15 protein-coding genes are annotated in these 16,899 nt (G+C 55.4%); 6 read left to right on the top strand and 9 right to left on the bottom strand.

Annotated elements, in window-relative coordinates; genetic code table 11:
• Nucleotides 1-3 precede the first annotated feature (3 nt).
• From LOS15_RS00775 to LOS15_RS00810, 8 genes are all read right to left on the bottom strand, one after another.
• Nucleotides 4-1,221, bottom strand: coding sequence for an ABC transporter substrate-binding protein (locus LOS15_RS00775; protein ID WP_263067454.1), 1,218 nt, complete (start codon nt 1,219-1,221; stop codon nt 4-6).
• A 24-nt stretch (nt 1,222-1,245) separates the two neighbouring features.
• Entirely contained in the window at nt 1,246-2,280 is a 1,035-nt protein-coding gene (locus LOS15_RS00780; protein WP_263067455.1) for a phosphotransferase family protein, read from the bottom strand.
• Between the two features lie 138 nt (nt 2,281-2,418).
• Nucleotides 2,419-3,495 (bottom strand): TauD/TfdA dioxygenase family protein, encoded by a 1,077-nt coding sequence (locus tag LOS15_RS00785; RefSeq protein ID WP_263067456.1) that lies wholly within the window; start codon nt 3,493-3,495, stop codon nt 2,419-2,421.
• 198 nt (nt 3,496-3,693) lie between these two features.
• On the bottom strand, nt 3,694-6,540 hold the full coding sequence (locus LOS15_RS00790; RefSeq protein ID WP_263069578.1) for a valine--tRNA ligase: 2,847 nt from the start codon (nt 6,538-6,540) through the stop codon (nt 3,694-3,696).
• A gap of 100 nt (nt 6,541-6,640) precedes the next feature.
• Nucleotides 6,641-7,831, bottom strand: a complete 1,191-nt coding sequence (locus LOS15_RS00795; protein ID WP_263067458.1) for an MFS transporter — start codon at nt 7,829-7,831, stop codon at nt 6,641-6,643.
• A 28-nt stretch (nt 7,832-7,859) separates the two neighbouring features.
• Nucleotides 7,860-8,291 (bottom strand): DNA polymerase III subunit chi, encoded by a 432-nt coding sequence (locus tag LOS15_RS00800; RefSeq protein WP_263067459.1) that lies wholly within the window; start codon nt 8,289-8,291, stop codon nt 7,860-7,862.
• 81 nt (nt 8,292-8,372) lie between these two features.
• A complete protein-coding gene (locus LOS15_RS00805) occupies nt 8,373-9,494 on the bottom strand; it encodes a branched-chain amino acid aminotransferase (protein WP_263067461.1) in 1,122 nt (373 codons plus the stop codon).
• 148 nt (nt 9,495-9,642) lie between these two features.
• Nucleotides 9,643-11,166, bottom strand: a complete 1,524-nt coding sequence (locus LOS15_RS00810) for a leucyl aminopeptidase (RefSeq protein ID WP_263067462.1) — start codon at nt 11,164-11,166, stop codon at nt 9,643-9,645.
• Nucleotides 11,167-11,299: 133 nt separating this feature from the next.
• Between LOS15_RS00810 and lptF the strand changes: the two genes are divergently transcribed.
• The 6 genes from lptF to LOS15_RS00840 all read left to right on the top strand — a co-directional run bounded on the left by lptF (nt 11,300) and on the right by LOS15_RS00840 (nt 16,220).
• The gene (gene lptF / locus LOS15_RS00815; protein ID WP_263067463.1) at nt 11,300-12,379 is read left to right on the top strand and encodes an LPS export ABC transporter permease LptF; all 1,080 of its coding nucleotides are present in this window, start codon (nt 11,300-11,302) and stop codon (nt 12,377-12,379) included.
• On the top strand, nt 12,380-13,444 hold the full coding sequence (lptG, locus tag LOS15_RS00820) for an LPS export ABC transporter permease LptG (protein ID WP_263067464.1): 1,065 nt from the start codon (nt 12,380-12,382) through the stop codon (nt 13,442-13,444).
• Nucleotides 13,437-13,955 carry an RDD family protein gene (locus tag LOS15_RS00825; RefSeq protein ID WP_263067465.1) on the top strand — a complete coding sequence of 173 codons (519 nt, stop codon included), beginning with the start codon at nt 13,437-13,439 and terminating at the stop codon, nt 13,953-13,955. Before lptG ends, LOS15_RS00825 begins: the two co-directional genes overlap by 8 nt.
• A 158-nt stretch (nt 13,956-14,113) precedes the next feature.
• Nucleotides 14,114-14,320 (top strand): (2Fe-2S)-binding protein, encoded by a 207-nt coding sequence (locus LOS15_RS00830; RefSeq protein ID WP_263067466.1) that lies wholly within the window; start codon nt 14,114-14,116, stop codon nt 14,318-14,320.
• A gap of 199 nt (nt 14,321-14,519) precedes the next feature.
• On the top strand, nt 14,520-15,005 hold the full coding sequence (gene bfr / locus LOS15_RS00835; RefSeq protein ID WP_263067467.1) for a bacterioferritin: 486 nt from the start codon (nt 14,520-14,522) through the stop codon (nt 15,003-15,005).
• A 192-nt stretch (nt 15,006-15,197) separates the two neighbouring features.
• On the top strand, nt 15,198-16,220 hold the full coding sequence (locus LOS15_RS00840) for a porin (RefSeq protein ID WP_263067469.1): 1,023 nt from the start codon (nt 15,198-15,200) through the stop codon (nt 16,218-16,220).
• 132 nt (nt 16,221-16,352) lie between these two features.
• On the opposite strand, the gene sodC is transcribed toward LOS15_RS00840, so the two are convergent.
• A complete protein-coding gene (gene sodC, locus LOS15_RS00845) occupies nt 16,353-16,889 on the bottom strand; it encodes a superoxide dismutase [Cu-Zn] SodC (RefSeq protein WP_263067471.1) in 537 nt (178 codons plus the stop codon).
• Nucleotides 16,890-16,899: the final 10 nt, after the last annotated feature.

Consider the following 16,899-nt stretch of genomic DNA (forward strand, 5'->3'; position numbering starts at 1 on the left):
CTATTAATTGACGCCATAACGCGTAAGCCATGCGTCCTGAAGGGCATTCATCCAGCTGGGGTGAGGTTCAGCCAAGGTGTTGGAAAGTGCATCAGCAGGCAGCGCCGAGGGGTGGTTTTCCGCTTGTTCAAACAGTGCCTTGTCGTTTTCATCTAATTGATTAACGGCCAATACGGTGCGGTCGCCCCACATGCTGAGTGACTGCTTCTGGGCCTGCGCTTCAGGGGAGAGCAGGAAGTTGGCCAACGCCATGGCACCCGCTTTATGGGGCGAGTTATAGGGAATCGCCACAAAGTGCACGTTGCCCAAGGTGCCGCCTTCCAGCACATAACTGCGCACGCTGTCCGGCAGCTCATACTCCATCACTGCCACAGCGGCATCGGTGGGGTAGAAGGAGAAAGCGAGGCTAAGCTCACCGTCACTCATCAGCGTGCGAAGATTGGGGCCAGACGCGGGAAAGCTACGCCCACTGCGCCATAAATGCGGGTGCAGTTCGTCTAAATAGGCCCACAGCGGCGCGGTGATCTCCTCAAACGCGGCGTCATCAACCGGTGCATAGAGGGCATCCTCTTGATCGGTCAGCTCGATGAGCGCCTGCTTTAAAAACGTGCTGCCGGTGAAGTCGGGGATACGTGGATAGCTGAACCGGCCAGGATTCTCGTTGGCCCAGGCGAGTAACTCCTCGATGCTTTGGGGCGGCGTGTCGGTTTGCGCGCTGTCGTAGTAGAACGTAATTTGCGCTTTGCCCCAAGGCGACTCGTAGCCTTCCGTGGGCAGGGTGAAGTCGGTCACCACTTCGGGGTTATCGTCTGGGTGAGTCAGTGCAAAGTTGGGCAGCGATTCGGCAAAGGGGCCAAACAGTAGGTCCTGTTCGCGCATGGCAGCGAAGTTTTCACCGTTAATCCAGATGAGATCGATACTCCCATCCTGATGGTTACTGGCTTGCTTCTCTCCGAGCACCCGCGCCACGGCGCTGCTGGTATCGTCTAATTTAACGTGCTCTACATCGACGTTATAGCTTTCCTGCATCCGCGCTGCCACCCAGGCAATGTAGCGGTTAGTGCGTGCATCGCCGCCCCAGGCGTTCCAGTACACGGTTTGGCCGTCGGCCTCAGCCAGCACGGCTTCCCATGCCTGCGGGTCGGGTTCAGCGACCGCAGGTGTGGTCAGGGTCACAAGAGCAAGCGCTACGGCGGAGGCCAGAGCAGAGCATGGATTCATTTTACACCTCATCAAATCAGTTAGTTATAGAGCAGCTTGTAGGCACTGAAGTTCACTGTGGACGTGTTCGATAATCGGCAGTGACAGATAGTGCTCAACGCGGTCGCGTACGTGGTCGATCACGGCCGCATCGGTTAACTCTGCTGACCAATCCTGGCCTCGGTGCTCGGTATCTGTACTTTGCAGGTGCTGGGCGCGCCACTTGGCGCACCACGTTAGCGACCACAGCCACGTGGCTCGGCGGCAGGCCACCAGGGTTACCGCACTGGGTGATTTGCCCATACGTGTCTGCCAGCGCTGATAAAAGGCGACGACTTCGTCCAGGCTGAGCACCGCTTGGCTGTTAACATCCCAGGTGGTGGAGGTGTAGAGCGAGGTGTGAGCTAAATCGATACCTGGTAGCCCGTAGCGGCATTTTTCTAAATCTACCAGCACTGCGCGGCCTTCTTGGGTTATCAAAAAGTTGCCAGGGTGGGTATCAAAACTGATCAGGCAGCGTTCGGCATCGGGTAGTGAGGTTGGAAGAGCGTTTAGCTCAGCGCGAATACGTGCAATAACAGCGCTACTTAAATTGGCTTTTTCAAGCCACTCGGCTTGGTGGCTGACTTCCTCACGCATTGCCTGCCAAGGGTCATTGGGGGCGAGTAGAGGAGCGGGGTGTGCTGGCAACGGCAGCTGGTGCAAGCTGGCCAGGGCCTCGGCGATACGCGGTAAATCCTGCGGGAGCTGCGCCAGACGACCTTCAATGGCATCGACCAGCAGTGCACCGCGGGGCAGGGCATCGCTTACGGGTAAAATGCCATGCAGGCGCGGCGTATGCTCGCCCTGGCTGGCGCGCTGGTAGCACGCGGCTTCATAGGCCAGGTTATCTGCAGGGGCAAGGTTCATTTGGCTCTGCTTAGGCAGCCGTGCCACCCAGTCATCCCCTTTGCGGTGAATCCACACGTGGTCATGAGCCAGCCCAGTATCGGCCATGGGCGACAGTGATTGATAATCAATTTTTGCCTTCTGCAGGACACTGTTTAGTGCCTGCAGGCGAACCTCTACAGGTGCGGGCATAGCGTTATCCTTGTTACACAAGCTTTTGTTGCCACGTCTATGTGGCTTTTCTAACGCTAACCTTACACGGTTCGTTGAAAAAAATGATGCAGGCGCGGCTGATAGGCACATTCATCCGCCGATAGAGTATCCAAAACACTAGTTTTGCATAGGAATATCATCTTTCCAGCGAAACCCAACGCCACCTGCTTTCCAAATGCCGTCTTCATTAAAGGGGTGGGGGCCATCCAGGTTGATGTATTGCGGTAAGCCAAAATGGGGGGCTAGGTTTTGTTTAGACTTAATAGTGACTCGATCCATAATCCGCAGGCCTTGCTCTTCAGCCGACATATGCGCTTCAGGCGCTGCTCGATGGGCGAGCGCCCAGTTGTCAATATAGAGTAAATCGCCGGTGTCATAGTGGTACCGTATGCCGTAGTTCTTCTCGAATGATGCATTCAACAAGTCGTTGTAGTCATTGAAAAGCTGTTGCATCTCGGTTCCGTTGAGTAAGCGAAGCTGTTCGACGCTGGCAGCGGCTTGCTGCAGTTCATCAATGGGTATGTCCTGTTCGGGCAACCGCTCTATGACCGCACCGGTCATGCCTAGGTGCAGCCACACGCTCTTGCGACCCGACACGGGGTGTGTATGGACAACGGGATGGCTAACACCGGATGCCGAGTTGACCGACACCAGTCTCTCCCAGAACGCTTGCTTTTCCTCCGGCAGCGCATCAAAGGCGGCGCCTTGGTGGGCAAAGTGCGTGCCGCCGCCTTGTTCAGGGGCGCGTGCCATGTAGTAGGCGGAGTGAGAGAACGTCGCTGCCTCGAAGCTGCCGTCGTTATGCCACTGAGGGCCAACGCCTAGAATGCCGTAGCGTTGGTCATTGGAGCAGCGAAATATATCCCGGTTCATATCCGGTGTTGCTGGGTGTACCCCATGCGTTGAGTGGATTTCCCCAGTGCTCCACCATTTACTTACGTTAATGAGTTCGTCGGCTGAAAGGGCAGCTTGGTGTTTAAAGACCACAAAACCTCTGTTCGCCATTTCCACTTCCAGCGCCTCAATAACCGGTTGGGGCAGCTTGGTGCGAACGTCAGCGCCGTAAATCTCAACGCCAAGCGGCTCCAACGGCTTTACTGTTAGTCCTGCGCCCTCTAACAGTGCAATTCGCTCAGGGTCTAACGGCGGTATGGTTGGCGATGTATTGCCGAGATTATTGGATAGTGACCGCATGATTATAGTGACCTCGGTGGGTGAGCTTGGTGTCGCTGAGCTCAGCAACAAAGGACTGAGTCACAGGAACAGATGATCTAGCCACATTGGTCAGGCGAGGAAAGGTTTTGTTCCTACTCCCGGCCGTATTCTGGCAGTAGGTTAAAACCAAAACGGCACCCCGCAGGGTGCCGTTTTGGTTGTGCAATCAGCGCTGAGTTACATTGCGCCGATCTTCGCCTGCTGCTCTTCCAGCAGCTTTTTGGCGGACTGGAATTCCGCCAGCTTGCCGCGCTCTTTCTCAATCACAGCGTCGGGCGCTTTAGCGATAAAGCCTTCGTTGCCCAGTTTCTTCTCAATGCTGCCGATGAGTTTATCCTGCTTCTCGATCTCTTTGGCAAGACGGGCAAGCTCGGCGTCTTTATCGATCAAATCCGCCATCGGCACCAGTACTTCCATATCGCCGACCAGCTGAGTAGCCGAGAGAGGGGCGTCGTCTGGGTTGGCCAGCCAAGTGGCGCTTTCCAGCTTGGCCAGCTTGGCCAGGAAGTGACGGTTGCTTTCCAGACGCTCGGCGTCTTCGGGCTGGCCTTTGGTGAGCAGCACATCCAGCGGTTTACCCGGGGCAATATTCATCTCGGCGCGGATGTTACGCACCGCGATGATCACGCCTTTTAGCCATTCGATATCTTGAGTGGCCTGCTCGTCGATTTTACTCTCATCGGCTTCCGGCCATGCTTGGAGCATGATCGAGGCGCCTTCGCCTACGTAAGTGCCCGCCAGCGGTGCCACGCGCTGCCAAATCTCTTCAGAGATATAGGGCATCATCGGGTGGGCCAGGCGCAGGATAGTTTCCAGTACCCGAACCAGCGTGCGGCGCGTTCCACGCTTAGCTTCGGCGCTGGCATTTTCGTCCCATAAGACAGGCTTGGAAAGCTCCAGGTACCAGTCGCAGTACTCGTTCCAAACGAACTCATACAGCGCTTGGGAGGCGTGGTCGAAGCGGTATTCATCCATCGCCTTGGTAACTTGCACTTCCGTTTTCTGTAGCTGAGAAATAATCCAACGATCCGCAAGAGAGAGTTTGACCTCTTCGCCGCTGGTGCCGCAATCCTCGCCTTCGGCGTTCATCAGCACGTAGCGCGAGGCGTTCCACAGCTTATTACAGAAGTTGCGGTAGCCATCCAGACGGTTCATATCGAACTTGATATCGCGCCCGGTGGTGGCCTGTGACAGGAAGGTAAAGCGCAGCGCATCGGTGCCGTGGGCTTCGATACCGTCTTTGAACTCGTCCTTGGTGGCCTTGGCAATCGCTTTGGCCTGTTTGGGCTGCATCATATTGCCGGTGCGTTTTTCCAGCAGCGCATCCAGCGTGATGCCGTCGATCAGGTCGATGGGGTCCAGCACGTTGCCCTTAGACTTGGACATCTTCTGACCCTGGCCGTCGCGTACCAAACCGTGTACATAGACGGTTTTGAACGGCACTTCGCCGGTGAATTTCAGCGTCATCATGATCATCCGGGCGACCCAGAAGAAGATGATGTCAAAACCCGTCACCAGAACGCTGGAGGGGTGGAAGGTCTCCAGCTCCGGGGTTTTTTCTGGCCAGCCGAGGGTGCCAAACGTCCACAGACCCGAGCTGAACCAGGTATCCAGCACGTCTTCGTCCTGGGTTAGCACGACGTCAGCGCCCAGGCCGTGCTTCTCGCGGGCTTCCTCTTCGCTTCTGGCCACGTAAACATTGCCCTCGGCGTCGTACCAAGCAGGAATGCGGTGGCCCCACCACAGCTGGCGAGAAATACACCAGTCCTGCAGGTCACGCATCCAGGCGAAGTACATGTTCTCGTAGTTCTTCGGCACGAACTGAATGTCGCCGTTCTCTACCGCCGCGATGGCGGGCTTGGCGAGGCTCTCTACCGCCACGAACCACTGATCGGTGAGCAGCGGTTCGATGACATCGCCGGAGCGGTCGCCATAGGGCAGGGTGTTGTTGACGCTCTCTACCTGCACCAGAAGGCCGAGTGCATCCATATCCGCGACGATCTGCTTGCGCGCTTCAAAACGATCCAAGCCCGCGTATTTGGCCGGTAGGCTAGCGTCTTCATCGGGCTGCGGCTGGCCTTTCAGGTCAAAAATTTCCGCCTGCTCCAGGATCGTCGCATCTTTGGTGAAAACGTTGATCAGCAGATGGTTCTGGCGCTTGCCGACTTCGTAGTCGTTGAAGTCGTGGGCCGGGGTGATCTTCACGCAGCCGGAGCCTTTCTCCATATCGGCGTGCTCGTCCGCCACAATGGGGATGCGGCGGCCTACCAGCGGCAGCTCGATAAACTTGCCCACCAAGGAGGCGTAGCGCGGGTCTTCCGGGTTAACCGCCACGCCGGTATCGCCCAGCAGGGTTTCCGGTCGGGTGGTGGCGACCACTACGTAATCGTTGCCGTCGTCGGTTGTCACGCCGTCGGCCAGCGGGTAACGGAAGTGCCAGAAGCTGCCCTGCTGCTCTTTGTTTTCCACTTCTAGGTCGGAAATGGCGGTGTGCAGGGTAGGGTCCCAGTTCACCAGACGCTTGCCGCGGTAGATCAGCTTCTCTTCATGCAGGCGCACGAACACTTCCTGAACCGCTTTATAGAAGCCGTCGTCCATGGTGAAGCGCTCGCGGCTCCAGTCGACGCTGGCGCCCATGCGGCGCAGCTGGCGGGTAATATGGCCGCCAGACTCTTCCTTCCACTCCCACACTTTATCGATAAACGCATCGCGGCCGAGGTCATGGCGCGTTTTGCCCTCTTCGGCGGCAATTTTACGCTCCACCAGCATTTGTGTAGCGATACCGGCGTGGTCGGTGCCTACCTGCCACAGAGTGTTGTTGCCCTGCATCCGCTTCCAACGCGTCAGGGTATCCATGATGGTGTCCTGGAACGCGTGACCCATATGCAGGCTGCCGGTCACGTTGGGCGGTGGAATCATGATCGAGAAGGGCGCGCCCTGGCCGGAGGGGGCGAAGCGGTTGTCGGCTTCCCAGCGCTCGTACCAGCGGGTTTCGATCTGTTCGGGTTGGTAGGTCTTTTCCATGGAATCACTCACAGCAGAGACGCCCCGCGTGGCGAGGTATCGAATTCATTGGTCGAGGATGCAAAATGGCGACAAGTATAGCGCGACTCGGGGGGAGTCGTCAGGCGCGTGTGGCTCGAAGATATAAACCGCGCATGGTGATTAAACCGATGATCGGCCCAGGCAGCAGCCACCAAATGACCCAGGGGCCTTGGCTTGCCCATAAAGTAGTGACTAGCGCAATGGATGGAATCGTGAGACCAAAGCCAATTGCATTCATCATGGCAAGCGCCGCGCCGAGGCGCTCCGGTGGGGCGGCGGCTGATGCTAGAGCGGAAAACTGCGCGGAGTCGGCAATCACGCTGATGCCCCAAACCCCTAACAGGGCGAGCAGTAGCCAAGGTGATGTGTCGCTTAGCAATGGATAGACCAAGCACAGCGCACCGGAGGTGGCGAGCGCCACACAGGCTACGCGTGCACTGCCCACTCGGCGACTCCACCAGCCAGCTAACACACAACCGGGGAGGCCCAATGCAATAACGGCAAAGCTTACCCATGGCTGGGCGCTGCTGGCCGCGCCCAGGCGCTCAAGCTCTCTTGCCACCAAAAACGGCACCAGTGCCCATAGGGCGTATAGTTCCCAGCAGTGGCCGAAGTAGCCCAGTGCGGCAGCGCGGAAGTGCTTTTGTCTGAATGCCGCAAAACCTGCCCAAGGACGTCCGCCATTAGCCTTGGCGGGAAGATGGGGGCCAACGCCCAATAGAAAAATCATCAGTGCCGCTAGCAGGGCAAGGGCCGAAGCCAGTAGCAGCGGCCACTGCCAGGGGAGGTGCAGGGTAAGCCCCCGCAGCAGGTGCGGCGAGGCAATGCCAAGCGTGAGCATGCCGACTAACCAGCCCAGGGCGGCGCCTGCATGGTTAGGTGTCCAGCTTACGACTAGCTTCATCCCGAGTGGATAAATGCCGGCGAGACACAGCCCGACCAAAAAACGTGCCACTGCTGCTAACCCCACGCTTTCTGCCATGCCAATAAACGTTGCGTTAATCAGTGCGCCAAGCACGGCAGAAATCGCAAAAAGATGGCTGGCACGTATCCGGTCGGCAAGGCCGGTAGTCGCAATCAACAGCGTACCGGTAATAAAGCCTGACTGAACAGCAATGGTAAGCAGCCCCAGGTCGCCTTCACTCAGGCCCACGGTTTCCTGCAGCGCCAAGCCAACGCCATTAACGCTAAACCAGAGTGACGTGCCAAACAGTTGGGCGATGACGATGACCGCCAGCGGTGTGCGGGCTAACAGGGCATGAGAAAGCATGGGGTGTCTCATCCATTGAGTGGTTGTTTTACCCTAATTTATGCGGCACGACCTCATGCCCCAGCGCTTTATAGCGCTGCCAGCAGGCGCGTTTAGCCACCAGCACGTGCTGGTGCTGATTGATAATTTCGGCAATGCGGGCGTAATGCTCAATACCTTCGGGAATATCGGGGTGTAGGTTAAGCAGGGCCGTCTCTGCCTGGGGAGTGGGCAGGGTTTGCCAGCCAAGGGTGATGGGCACGCTGGCGGCCATGTCGCTGTCTTCCAGGGCATGGGGCAGGTACGCGTCTTCACGAAACTGCCATAGCGCTTCGTCGGCCTGTTCTGCGAGGGTTTTATCTTCGCAATGTAGATGTAACCGATAGCCTTTGCGGTGAATGGTTTCCGCAAGTTTGCAGGCAAACTGCAGGCGTGCTTCCAGAGTGGTGTCAGGAAGAATATAAAAATCGATACGTGCCATCGGAGGCTCCAGCGGGGTCAACGCGCTTGGCAACCCCGCCGCCAAGTTAAGTGGCGGCGGGGTTTAGGTGATGCTAGGGGGTTATACCAGGCGGGTCAGCCAGCCGTGCTTATCTTCGCTGCGGCCGTATTGGAGGTCGAGCAGTGTCTTGCGGATACGCTTGGCCACTTCGTTGCTGCCATCGCCCTTGAGGCGAATGCGCTCGTTTTCTGTAACCAGCTCACCCACTGGGGTGATAACGGCAGCCGTACCGCAGGCGAACACTTCGGTAATCTCGCCAGACGCTGCGCCTTCGCGCCATTCGTCGATGCTGATCGCGCGCTCTTCCGGTGTTAAACCCGCATCTTTTGCCAGAGTCAGCACGGAGTTTCGGGTCACGCCTTCCAAGATGGTGTCGGTGAGGCGAGGTGTCACTAAGCGACCATCTTTATAAACGAAGAATAGGTTCATACCGCCCAGCTCTTCGATCCACTTGTTCTCAGCGGCGTCCAGGAAGGCGACCTGGCTGCAGCCGTTGTCTGCGGCCTCTTTCTGAGCGGCTAATGACGCCGCGTAGTTGCCGCCGCATTTGGCAAAGCCGGTGCCACCAGGAGCCGCACGCTTGTAGTGGGATGAAAGCCAGATAGAGACCGGCTCGATGCCGCCTTTGAAATAGGCCGCCGCCGGAGAGGCAATCACGTAGTAGTCCACCTCGTGGGCCGGGCGCACACCTAGGAAAGCTTCAGAAGCGATCATAAACGGACGCAGGTAGAGACTGCACTCGTCGGCATCGCTTGAGGGCGTGGGCACCCACACGTGGTCTTGAGCCAGCAGCGCTTTCAGCGAGCCAACGAAGTCCTCGTCCGAAAGCTCCGGCAGCGCTAGACGGCGAGCGCTACGGCGGAAACGCTCGGCATTTTTCTCTGGGCGAAACGTCCAAATCGAGCCATCGGCATGGCGGTACGCTTTGATGCCTTCGAAAATTTCCTGACCGTAGTGCAGCACGGAGGCGGCAGGGTCAAGGGTGAGCGGGCCGTAGGGGCGCACTTGGTGGCCGTGCCAGTCAGTGTCGACTGTCCAGCGAACGTGGGCCATATGATCTGTGAAGTGCTTACCAAAGCCTGGGTTTTGCAGAATGTTGTCACGGATCTCATCAGCCATCGGTTGATTGGACGGCAGTGTTTCAAAATGTGATTTAAGCTGGGTATCTGAAGCTGTGGGCACGGCGTGTTCTCTCCGCTTTAGCCTGGCCCCGAAGGGCGAATGCAAGTGATTGTTTGACGTAGCGTGCGCGCTGATAGCACGCACACGCTAATACCCTTAGATGTAACGTTTACGTCAACGAAAGGCAACCGTTGATCGTCTCGTGGTGTTATTTGGTGTCGCTATTTTCTACTTGGGCGTCGGCTTCACGATCCAGCAGGTACTGAGTTAGCAGCCCGACCGGACGACCGGTGGCACCTTTTTGCTTGCCAGAGTGCCAGGCGGTGCCGGCGATATCGAGGTGCGCCCACGGGAAACGGTCGGCAAAGCGCGATAAGAAGCAGGCGGCGGTAATCGTGCCCGCCGGGCGGCCACCGATGTTGGCGAGATCGGCGAAGTTAGAGTCTAGCTGCTCCTGATACTCATCCCATAGCGGCAGGTGCCAAGCGCGATCCCAAGCGGCTTCGCCTGCGTCTAACAGGTCAAGCGCTAGGTCGTCATCATTGGAGAGCAGGCCCGTTGCGTGGTGGCCAAGGCCAACAATGACCGCGCCGGTTAGGGTGGCAATATCAATGACGCTTGCTGGGGTAAAACGCTCCGCGTAGGTCAGCGCATCGCACAGCACTAGGCGACCTTCAGCATCGGTGTTGAGCACTTCAACTGTTAACCCTTTGAGGGTTTTGATGATGTCACCGGGCTTAGTAGCAGCGCCGTCAGGCATGTTTTCAGCAGCGGCAACAATAAAGACCACGTTCAGCTTGGGTTTGATGGCGAGCACGGATTTTACGGTGCCAAATACGCTCGCTGCCCCGCCCATGTCGAATTTCATTTCATCCATGCCTTCGCCGGGCTTCAGCGAAATACCGCCGGTATCGAAGGTGATGCCTTTGCCCACTAGGACATGAGGCGCTTCTTTCGGGTTTTCCGCGCCTTGATATTTCATCACAATCAGCCGCGATGGCTCTTGGCTGCCCCGTCCAACAGAGAGTAGCGAGTGCGCACCGAGGGCTTCTAGCGCCTCTTCATCTAAAATGTCGACTTCAAGCGCGCCTTGGGAGTCGCGGCCCAGCTGCTCGGCTTGCTCGGCTAAATAGCGCGGCGTACACACATTGCCCGGCAGGTTGCCCAGCGTGCGCGTAAGATTGATGCCCTGGCCAATAGCGGTGCCTAGCGCCGCGCCCTGCTTGGCCATGGGCGCGGCATCGGCGTCACTAATAATAAGATGTAACGTTGCCAAGCTTATGGGAAGCTGAGGCGATGATTTGAACTGGTCAAAGCGATAAATTGCTCGCTCGGCAGCCTCAAGGGTTTTGCGTGCTTTCCAGGTTATGTCACGATCTTCGAGGGGCACATCGGTAAAGGCGATGCAGGCTTCATCGATAGGCAGTTTCACCAGCGCCGTCATTGCCGCGTCCAGGGCTTTAATAAACGCCGTTTCTTGACATTTTTCGCGCTTACCCAGGCCTACCAGCAGCAAGCGTTCAGCGCCTAAACCGGGTGCAAAGGGGATAAGTTGCACATTGCCGAGGGCGGCATCGAAGTCGCCGCGCTCCAGAAGTTGGCCAATCAGCCGCTCACTGGCATCGTCTAATTTGGCGGCGGCAGGCAATAAATCACTACCTTTAAATACGGGGAGAACGAGGCAAGCCGTTTCGGCTTTGGCTGGGTTCGCGGTTTGAGCGGAAAATTCCATGACGTCTCCAACAAGACAAGCATCAAGTGATTCGGGATAATGCCCCGTTATTAGGGTTTGATAATAGTTGGATTAGTGTACCCAAGCCATGGGCGCATTGCATGGCAACCTGCATCTTTAGCCGGAGAGTGCGTTGATTTTATTTCGGTACTTAACTCGTGAAGTGCTACTGACCATGTCGGCTGTGGCCGGAATTCTTTTGTTGGTCATTATGGGCAGTCGCTTTATTCGCTACTTCTCTGATGCAGCAGAGGGCGATATTCCCGTAACGATTCTGGGCAGTTTAATGGTCTTCCATCTGCCGGGGTTTATGGAGCTGATTCTGCCGCTGTCGTTTTTTCTAGGCATCTTGCTGGCCTACGGTCAGCTTTACATGAACAGCGAAATTACCGTGATGGTAGCCTGCGGTATGAGCCCCACGCGGCTGTTGCGGGTAACGCTGCTGCCTGCTTCCGTGGTCGCCGTGTTGGTTGGGGTGTGTAGCCTGTGGTTAACACCCACTGGGGCACTGCTAACTGAAGCCACCTTGGAAGAGCAGCGCAGCCGACTGGATGTGTCCGTGTTAGCGCCGGGGCGCTTTCAAGACTTTGGCGGTGGGCGGACTGCATATATCAAAGATTTTAGTAGCGATGGTACGCAAATGCAGGATGTACTGGTGCATGAGCAGGCGCAGCCCCATGCAGAAATTACCCATAGCTACGTGACCCGCGCCGGTGCTGGTTATCAGGAAACAAACTTAGCCACCGGCAGCCGTTTTTTGGTGCTGGAAGAGGGTGAGCGCTATGGCGTGACGCCAGGACGCAATGACGCCGAACGTTTAACCTTTGAACGCTACACGCTTCGCTTAGGGCTGAGCCGCAGCCGACAGGAGCTAGACTCACTGGAGTACGCCACTACCTTTGAGCTATGGAGTGATCCTGACCCGCGCGCTCAGGCGCAGTTTCAGTGGCGAACGGGCCTGCCGCTCATGGTATTCATCTTAGCGCTGCTTGCTCAACCGCTCGCCCGTGTTAACCCCCGCCAAGGACGCTTTGCCAAATTATTGCCGGCGGTATTTATCTATGTTGCCTATTTGAGTCTGCTATTGGCTGCCGTCGACGCGATTGGCAGCGGCTCCTTATCAGCCACCATTGGCGTGTGGCCAGTGCACGCGCTGTTCCTGGGGCTTGGCTGTCTCCTGCTTTGGCACTCACAACGTAAGGGGATGCGCTAAATGGTGTTCGATCGTTTGGATCGCTATATCGCTCGTAATGTACTAGCCGCCATTGTTGTGGTGCAGATTGTGCTGTTAGGTCTGGACATCACCATTGCTTATATCGGTGATTTAAGCGATACCCAGGGGGACTATACCGCCCTCGATGTGCTGCTCTATTTAGGGATGCGCTTACCCTGGCGTTTTTATCAATATGCGCCGGTCGCGGTACTCATTGGCGCGTTGATTGGCTTGGGGAGTATGGCGTCAAGTAACGAGTTGACCGTGATGCGTGCGGCTGGCCGCTCTTTAGCACGCATTGTGTGGGGCGTGATGAAGCCCGTGCTGCTTGTGGTGGTGGTGGTACTGCTGGTAGCGGAATTTATCAGCCCGCGAACCGAGCAATACGCCGAAGCCTGGCGTTTAGAGCAGCGCCAAGGTGAAGGGGCCATGCTCACCAGCCGCAGCGGGTGGCAATTTGAGGGTGATAGTGTGTATCGCTTTGGTGCTATCCGAGCAGACAACGTTGTGCTGGATTTAACCCGCTATCGCTTCGACGAACGCCGCCTTGTTGAAGCGACTCATGCCCAGCGTGCTAACTGGGAAGGGGGGGAATGGCAGTTAGAAAACATTACAACCACCCATATTTTTGATGATCGCACCGCGTCAGGGTTTCAGGCACAGGCTCGATGGGAGACAGCCTTTACCCCAACCCAGCTAGAGCGCCTTCTGCGTGATATCGAGAGCCAATCGCCCAGTGAGCTTTGGGCTTACGCCAACTTCTTGGAAAGTCAGGGGTTACAGGCCGATCAGCCGCTGCTCTACTTTTGGCAAAAAATGCTGATGCCACTCACGATGGGCTCTTTAGTATTGATTGCGGCTTCCTTTGTTTTTGGCCCCTTAAGAACGGTAGCGGCAGGGACCAGGGTGTTCTATGGAGTGGTAACCGGGTTGATCTTTAAGTACGTACAAGACCTGTTAGCACCGGCGTCAACAATTTTTGGTTTTTCACCCGTCTGGGCCGTATTGGTACCCACACTTGCCTGCGCTGTGGTGGGGATCTACTTCCTGCGCCGCAATGGCTAGTGGCGGTGCAGCGGTTAATGAAGAGGAAACAGCAGTGACAAATACGCGACGCTTTAGCCAGTTAGACGACGTTTGGCCTGCCGGGCTGGGTCGCCGCTTAGGCGCTATGCTCTACGACGGCTTTTTAGTGACGGCTATTTGGATAGCGGTGACGGTCGCGCATCTGGCATTTTTTCGGTTGGCGCTAGGACAGCAGGCCGAAGAAATTGGAACGACGCCTTTCGATATCTGGAGCCTGCGGCTTATGTTGCTATTTTTTGTCACGCTGTTTTTCATTTACTCCTGGCGTCGAGGGGGGATGACGCTGGGCATGCAGGCGTGGCGGTTGCGGGTACAAACGCCGGACGGCCATGCAATTACGTTGAAGCAGAGCCTGATTCGCTGTGCGACCGCGTGGCTCTCCCTCGCGGCCTTCGGCATTGGCTATTGGTGGGTGCTATTTGATGGACAGCGCAGAAGCTGGCCCGATATCGCTTCCAAGACTGAAACTGTAGTGCTGCCTAAAAAATAATTTTGCGCCGGTAGATGTGAAAATAATCGTCCAAACAAGCGGTTGGCGAGTCCCTTGTTCGGCTGAAGGCGAATCGATACTAAAGAGCAACGTTTTCTACTTGAAAAGATGTATGCGAATCATTTACATTTGCCTCATGACTTTTATGAGGTGTCGCCATGTACGTATGCGTGTGCAAGGGAGTTACCGACCATCAAATTCGCCAGCAGGTTAGCGACGGAGCGCGCAGCTGGAGAGAAGTACGTGAAGCTACCGGCTGCGCTACCCAGTGCGGCAAATGCGCTTGCTTCGCTAAGACGCTTACCCGAGAGGCAGTGCAAGAAGCGCGCTGCGACGCCGATATGAGTCTCGCTTACGCAGTATGACGCGAATCACTCTTGTTATGGTTTTTGTTAGCAAATATATGATTCTTTTGAGTTTTTAGTCACTTTCTATATACTCCTTGTAGCGCTGGGAGTACGCTTTTTTATGGCCTATACTCTTTAATTAGCGTAATCAAGAGCATAGTCTTTTAGAGTGTAGTCTTTAAAAGCATAGTAATTGCACACTAAGAAAGGTGACGGCATGAAAGGTGATCCCAAGGTTATTCAGCATCTCAATATCGCCCTCGGCAACGAACTGGTAGCGATCAACCAGTACTTTTTGCATGCCAAAATGTACAAGGATTGGGGCTTTAAAGAGCTTGCAAAGTGGGAATATGACGAATCCATTGAAGAGATGCAGCACGCCGACAAGCTGATCGAGCGCATCCTGTTTCTTGAAGGCATTCCTAATCTTCAAGATCTAGGTAAGCTTCACATCGGCGAAAACGTCCAAGAAATGCTAGAAAGTGATCTAAAAATCGAGCATGACGGACGTAAAGACTACATCGAAGCGATCACTTACTGTGAAAGCGTCAAGGATTACGTAACGCGTGATCTGTTGCGCGATCTGCTAGCCGATGAAGAAGGTCATATCGATCATATCGAAACGCAGCTTGGCTTGATTGATAAAGTAGGTATTCAAAATTACCTGCAAAAGCACATGCAGCTGGCGACCGACGAAGAGTAACTCTCTCGGTTTAAGTAACAAACGGGCAGCCTTTTGGCTGCCCGTTTTGCTTTTCTAATGTCTGTCCTTCATAAGCGTTTCCCATTCACAACCTTTGAAACAACTGACTTAAATAGCCATTTTGTTATGTTATAATATTATTTTTGGTGTTAGCAGACTTCTATTAATACATTAACAAAGAAGGTGTCGGAAATGAGGGCAGTGCGAATGGCCGCTGCGGCGGTTGGTGTGTTGTGGGCAACCTCTGCGCAGGCTACGCCGATTTATGACCAAGCTGGAACAAAGCTCGATATTTATGGGCGCATTGCTATGGGGTTCTCCGGGGGTGGCGCGGAGTTTGATAGGACAGGCAGCCAGGTGGATAATGGCGTTGAGTTTAAAGATGTATACTCTCGACTGGGCTTTCGCATGAGCCACGCCATTAACGATGACTTAACGGCCTTTGGGCGACTTGAGTGGCGCTTTAGGAGTGATGAGAACCAAGCGGAGGCAGGTTTTAGTGAAACTCGCCAAAGCTACATAGGATTGGCGAGCGAGCGTTTCGGTACGCTACAGGCGGGCAATTTCGATAGCCTTTACTCTCAGTTTGTATCAGCGCCGTTTGATGTTTACCTCGATAGAGGCTTGCTCTTCAATTCGACAGGCATTCAGTCGCGTGGCGATTCAATTGGTTACTACACACCCGAGCTCAATGGCTTTACCTCTTTCATTCAATTAAAGCATTACAGCGAACGAGGCCTGTCAGTCGAGGAGCAGCGTAATGAAGGCAGCGAGGTAGCTACACAGGGAGGGATTCAATATAAACAAGGTCCTCTCACCCTTGGTCTTGGCGCGGTAGCGGATAAAGTGCGAGGGAAGGGTAACGGTGAGATGCTTTATGGCCTTATAGGGTCTTATGCATTCACAGATCAATTTGTAGCTCGTTTGGGCTTTGAGACCCAAGATAGCAGCACTCGTTTTGGGGGAGGTTTTGAAACTATCGGAGTAGGAGGCACCTACACCACCGGGCCTTGGGCGTTCACCGCTGACTATTATCACGTAAACCGAGATAATGAAGCTAACAGCAATGCCTGGGCTGCGGGTGCCTATTATAAAGTTACGCGTGCCTTTGATGTGTTTATGGAGCTGGCTGAAAGTGACGCTCCGAAACCCGCTGGCGTTAGCGGGTTATCAGAGGATGTGTACTGGTTAACTGGCGCACGTTACCACTTTTAAGAAAGGCTTATGCCAAGGTGCAGGGTTAGCCGACCGATAAACTAAAGTGTAATAAACGGGCAGCCTTTGGCTGCCCGTTTATTGTATTGCTAAGGGACCTGCTGATTTTTTATCGCTGTGTCACTTAACGACTCACGACTCTACAACACCACACACCATGCGGGCGCCGCCACCGCCTAGATGGGGCTCATCGGCGTAGGTATCTCCCCCGGCGTGAATCATCAGGCTTCGACCTGGCATATCCTCCATACTTAGGCGAGGTGCCAAAACCGGAAGGTTGGCTTCGCCATCTTCGTTCACTGTTAAGACAGGCAGGTCACCTAAATGGCCATTACTGTAAGGCCCTTGGTGTGTGTCGGTATTCTCAGGGTCATAATGACCACCTGCCGCCTGGGCTGCGGTCATTTCGCCGGCATCATTTTCAGCAGGTTCGCAGCTGGCGTTTTGGTGTACGTGGAAGCCATACACTCCCGGTTCAAGTCCGCTTAGTGAAGGGGTCAGCAGTAAGCCGTGCTCTGTGTGCTCAATAGAGACGCTACCAATGGCGTCTTCAATACCGTCAGAGCTGACTTTATTCATTTCCACTTCAAGCTTTTCATTAGCGTGCGCTGCTGACGTAGCGAGCAGTAACGAGGCAGCAATGGCGGTAAGTGGTGTTGAATAGCGCATAAACACTTCT

This window comes from Halomonas sp. 7T, from assembly GCF_025643255.1.
Taxonomy (GTDB): Bacteria; Pseudomonadota; Gammaproteobacteria; order Pseudomonadales; family Halomonadaceae; genus Vreelandella.